This window comes from Variovorax sp. P4_D9, assembly GCF_056401695.1.
Genome location: NZ_JBFUIU010000690.1, coordinates 1 through 4656, shown reverse-complemented (window position 1 = coordinate 4656; position 4656 = coordinate 1). Strand labels below are relative to the sequence as shown.

General features: G+C 63.9%; 5 protein-coding genes and 1 pseudogene. 2 read left to right on the top strand and 4 right to left on the bottom strand.

The annotated features are described in order from the left end of the window. Positions 1–189 (bottom strand): type II toxin-antitoxin system TacA family antitoxin (locus AC1DY5_RS42725; RefSeq protein WP_478120477.1); only part of this gene is annotated, 189 nt, incomplete at its 3' end. Positions 190–813: 624 nt separating this feature from the next. Between AC1DY5_RS42725 and AC1DY5_RS42720 the strand changes: the two genes are divergently transcribed. After that, positions 814–1137: a type II toxin-antitoxin system RelE/ParE family toxin gene (locus tag AC1DY5_RS42720; protein ID WP_478120476.1), complete on the top strand. Its 324-nt coding sequence runs from the start codon at positions 814–816 to the stop codon at positions 1135–1137. Next, positions 1137–1439 (top strand): addiction module antidote protein, encoded by a 303-nt coding sequence (locus tag AC1DY5_RS42715; RefSeq protein WP_478120475.1) that lies wholly within the window; start codon positions 1137–1139, stop codon positions 1437–1439. The genes AC1DY5_RS42720 and AC1DY5_RS42715 overlap by 1 nt, the downstream gene beginning before the upstream one ends. A 308-nt stretch (positions 1440–1747) precedes the next feature. Here the strand turns inward: AC1DY5_RS42715 and AC1DY5_RS42710 are convergent. From AC1DY5_RS42710 to AC1DY5_RS42700, 3 genes and pseudogenes are all read right to left on the bottom strand, one after another. Further along, positions 1748–2723: pseudogene (locus AC1DY5_RS42710) on the bottom strand (IS1380 family transposase); the annotation flags it as partial. A gap of 304 nt (positions 2724–3027) precedes the next feature. Continuing rightward, positions 3028–3354, bottom strand: coding sequence for a hypothetical protein (locus AC1DY5_RS42705; RefSeq protein ID WP_478120474.1), 327 nt, complete (start codon positions 3352–3354; stop codon positions 3028–3030). A 379-nt stretch (positions 3355–3733) separates the two neighbouring features. Continuing rightward, positions 3734–4510, bottom strand: a complete 777-nt coding sequence (locus AC1DY5_RS42700) for a transporter family protein (RefSeq protein ID WP_478120473.1) — start codon at positions 4508–4510, stop codon at positions 3734–3736. Between the last annotated feature and the right edge of the window lie 146 nt (positions 4511–4656).

Sequence of the window (4656 nt, the reverse complement as noted above, 5' to 3'; positions counted from 1 at the left end):
ACGTTGCTGGTCGGCCAACGACAGTCGAATAAGTTCGGCCTGTTCGATGGCTCGCGCGGCTGCATCCCGGGCTGCCTCAACGACAAAATCACTCAGAGTCCGGCCTTGCAACTCTGCCGCGCGCTTGAGCAACGTGTGCAGGTCCGGGGTAATTCGGGCTTCAAGCCGAGCGGTGGAAGCGGCAGGCATATCGATGTCCTCTCTGGGCAAAATGTACGGCAATTTGCCGGAACAGTCAATGCATCGTTGCCTCATGCCCCTACGGACTGATCCTTGGCACGGCGCGCGATGCGATAGCCAGGATTACGCTTTGTCGTGCCTCCGTGTTCCGGAGTCCAGGGTCAGGCCCGTGGCGTGCGGTTGCGCGATCATTCGGCCCCACTGCTCCAGGGTCTCGGGTGGCACCTCGCTGCGAATAGACGCCGACGTCTCGGCCTCGAGACGGGCGAGGGCGGCGGAAATCAAGGCGCGGATGGCCCGGTCGTGGAAGTCTCGCGAGTTGCGCGGGGCGAAGCGGATTGGCGCTCGAACTCAGCGCGCATTCGATCCCCCAGAAGATCATCTGCGAATCACAGCCGCACCGTGCGGCCCTACACAGCGGACGACACCCCTGGCGCAAGTGACTTCCGGCGGATGGGCGACTGGCGGACGGACGACTTTCGGATGCACGACGGTGGGCGTCTCGACGACTGGCGGCTTCCGAACTTCGACGGCGCCGCGTGGCCCAACGCAGCCCTCCCGGTAGGCCGCTGGATTCGCCCCCTGCCGTCCGGCGCGGCGTTCTGCCCGGCCCATGGTATCATATGAGATACCATGGAAGTCATTTTCTACGCTCGCAGCAATGGTGATGAGCCGTTGACAAAATGGCTGCACGAGCTGCGGGACGTGCAGGCACGCGCCATCATCTTGGCCCGCCTTCGTCGAATTGCAACGACTGGGGTTCTCGGCGACTACAAGAGCGTCGGAAAAGGCGTCGGCGAACTTCGAATCGACCATGGCCCGGGGTATAGGGTGTATGCCTACCGAGACGGCCCCTTGGTCCTGCTGCTGCTATCGGGGAGCTCCAAAGGCGACCAGAAGGCTGCCATTGCCCAAGCAACTGCCTATTTGAAAGACTGGAAAGAAAGGAACGCATGATGTCAACAAGCAAGAAGTCTGCTGGCCGCCGGCTGGATGAAGTCGTGGGGGAGTTTCTCCAAACCCCCGATGCGCGGGCAGCCTACGTGGAGGCTGTGCTTGCCGACGGCGACGTGGCAACGCTGCGAGCGGCACTGCGCGATGTGGCGCGTGCACAAGGTATGGCGGATGTAGCGCGGCGCGCCGGAGTGGGCGAGAAGTCGCTTTTTCGCGCCTTGGGCGATGCGGGCAACCCGCGCCTTGATACGTTGTACAAGGTGCTGGCTGCCACTGGCATGCGCCTCCACGTCACTGCTGCGTGACCAAAGCAGCGCTGGGTATCGAAGCGCCTGAGATGCGCGGATTGGCTATGCGGGCGCTTGYTGGTTGCATGGGGTCGCTCTCGCAAGCCCGGCATCTTCGCTAACACCGAGTTATCGCAGCAAACCAAGGGCGCATGGCCGGTCAGTTGCAATCGGCTCCCGAGGTGATCATGACCGGCACGGCTGGGCAACTGACGCGCTTGCATGGAAGAGCGTGGAATGTTGACGCGAAGTCATTTGATAGAGACGATCGCTGGTGATGCTTCTGGCTCAGCTCCGTGCGAAACGGAGCAATCATGCGGATCACCCAGCCGGATGCGACGGGTGTTGCGGGTGATCACGGCAGCCACCTTGAGCAGCCCGATACGCAGCGTATCGACCTGCGCGGTGGCCAGCACCGTGCCCTGCAGCGCGCGCACGCAGCCGCTCGATGAGTACGTAGCCCWGCGCGGCCAGCAGCATTCGAAGCTGGTTGGCAGCGAWGACATGACAACYGGTGCGTGTGGCGAACAGGCCGACCTGCGCTTCCTTGATGCGGTTCTCTGCCTCGCCGCGCTGGCAGTAAAGGCCGTCGTAGAGCGCCGTGGCATCACCGTGCRGGTTTGTCACCACGAAKCGSGGGTTGTGGCCCTGCTCGCCCCACTYCAGCCGCGTGATCACGCGCCGCTCACGCKCCCAGCTCTGCGCGGCGTAGCTGAGTTCGTCAATCATATCAGTCGCTGCTTGTGGCCTGTGCGCTCGTACTCGTCCTTCAGCGCCAGTTGCGCGAACGCGACCTGAGCCTCCAGGCGTGAGTTGCGCGCCAGGCCGATGATGTAGTGCACGCCCGAGCGCTCGCASCAGTTGATCACGCGCTGGCGGCAGAACCCCGAGTCGCCACGAAACACGATGCGCACGTCGGGCCARGCCTGGCGCAGCCGCGTGACCAGCAGCTTGAGGATCGCCGCGGTGTGCTGCGCTGCATCGATGCGGCTTGGGCGCAGGTAGGCGCACAGCAGCTGCTGGCCGCAGAACACGTACAGCGGCAAGTTGCAGTAGTGTCGTAGTAGCGTTGAAGAAGCGCTGCTCCTGCTGGCCGTGCAGCGGGTTGTCCGTGGCGTCAAAGTCCAGCACCAATTCTTCGGGCGCGGTCTCGAAGCTCGCGATGAACTGCTCGACCAGCAAGCGGTGCAGCCGCACAGCGGTGGCACGATCGGCCCAGTTCTCCAGGCGACAAAGTGTCGGTGCGCTGGCCACCTCGCGGTCCACGCCCACGGCCGTCTGCATGGCCACGTCCTGGCGCAGTGGCAAAGAAGAAAGCGAATCCATCGCGGATCGACGTCAAGGGCAAGCTAGAAGCCCGCATCGCCCGGCTCGGACAGCTATTTGCGGACGACCGCGGCGCCATTGGGCCCTGCGCACCCCGCGCGGTAGACACCATTGACGCAAGTGACCTTGGGCGGCGGGGGCTTTCTGGCCACGACGGCGCCGTTCGGGCCGGCGCACCCCGCGCGATAGACGCCCTTGACGCACGCGGCCGCCGAAGCGTCCAGGGGCATCAAGGTCATCATTCCCAAGGCTGCCGTTGCCGCCAGCAAGGATCCATTTTTCAAAGCTCTCTCCTGTGAAGTTCAGGCTGGCGATCGCCAGCATTGCTCGTGATGCCACGATGCTTCGTGGCTCCTACGTTCGTGCCGGGACGGCGGCGCGACGGAGAATGACGTGAGATTGACTGGCGGTACGGCGACCAGCGCACCTTGATACCGAACGAGGCCTGCACCGAGGCCTTGACGGTGGCGTCTCCTCCGATGTCCCACAGATGCCCAAATTCGCCGTAGAGGCTCGTCGCTGGTGTCAGGGCGGCCACCTCGCCAGCGCTGTAGCTGCCCCCGCTCGCAATCGCGGTCACTCCCGCCGGGCCGATGAAGGTGGCCACATCGTCCCCGATGCTCGCGTGGGTTCACGCGCCCATGGGGATGCAGCCGACCGGCCCCCGTGGCGAGGTCGCTCTTCACGCGGACGCCCAGGCGGCCGATCCAGCCATTGCCCGGGCCCTATGGTACACGCGCGCCATTGAGGATCAGGTCGTCGAAGCTGCTGTGCTGCCAGGCGAGCTGCGACTGCGGCTCGATGCTCCAGCGCGCGTCGAGGGTGAACGTCCTTGCCCGTCTCCACCGAAGCCATGAAGCTGCTGGCCTTGCCCAGCCCACGCTCGACAGACCGAACTCCACACCCACCGAGACGTTGCATTCAAGGTCTCCTGCAATTGCAGCGTTGTCATTGATGAGTTGTCGAGCCCGCGTCCTGAAAGGCGGTTATTTGGGGAACATCAGCTGCGCCTGGAGTCTCAGCGCCCAGCGGGGTGCGTTGTCGGGTCGCTCGACGTTGTAGTAGGCAGAGGCCTGCAGGTTTACCGGCAGCTTGCCAAAGCGGACAATCTTGCCGACCCCTCCGCCCACGGGCACGGTCCACTTCTGGCCTCCGGCCGCCTCCCAGTTCGCGGTGATGAGCGGCGACGAGGTCAGGTAGAAGCCTCCCGGAAAGTTGTAGTTCAGGAACGGCTGCAAGGTCAGCTGGTTGATCTTCGGATCGGTCGACGAGCTGCTCACCGACCAGATGTTGTTGATCAACGCGCCATAGACCCAGGGACTGCCTTTCTCGAGCCGAAGCACGACGGCAGTCGGGCCAAGGCCCCATCGATCGTTGCCGAGCCGGTCGTTGGTGTGCGTGGGCAGCTGCGCCACGGCGCCGACGCCCCAGATCCAGCTGCCTGAGTTCTTCGGTGACAGGAAGCCGTTGAGCTGGATGTCTCCGAGACCGAAGGTGGAGCCTTCGAAAGGTGAGGAGGCCGGCTGCCAGATCAGCGGCACGATGGTCCGCGAGATCAGGTTCCAATCCTCGTTGAGGCTGAAGGGCACGACCGGCTGGATGTTGAGAACGTTCTGCGTGCGCTGCTCCGGCCCTGTGTCGAAGTTGGTGTTGAGCTGAAATGGCACGCTGATCAAACTGGCCAGCGGGTTCTGCGCCGCCTTGGCGAGTTCCTCATTGCTTTGTTGCGCATGGGCAGACGCTGAGAAAAGGGCTGCCACCATCACGCTGAGGGCCCAAGTCCGTGGGCGGGAGAAGAGGGCCACCCTCCGAAAAAACTTCATGTCCAAGGCGCTCACTGTGGTGCAGCACGCAGCGCGCCGAATCGACGCGCGAATGCCTCCGACCATTTGTTGAAGGCGTCCTGCGC

What these genes read in the sequence shown, in the direction of transcription:
- AC1DY5_RS42700 (WP_478120473.1), bottom strand. Translation starts at nt 4,510, where the DNA reads ATGGTGGCAGCCCTTTTCTCAGCGTCTGCCCATGCGCAACAAAGCAAT.
- AC1DY5_RS42715 (WP_478120475.1), top strand. Translation starts at nt 1,137, where the DNA reads ATGTCAACAAGCAAGAAGTCTGCTGGCCGCCGGCTGGATGAAGTCGTG.
- AC1DY5_RS42720 (WP_478120476.1), top strand. Translation starts at nt 814, where the DNA reads ATGGAAGTCATTTTCTACGCTCGCAGCAATGGTGATGAGCCGTTGACA.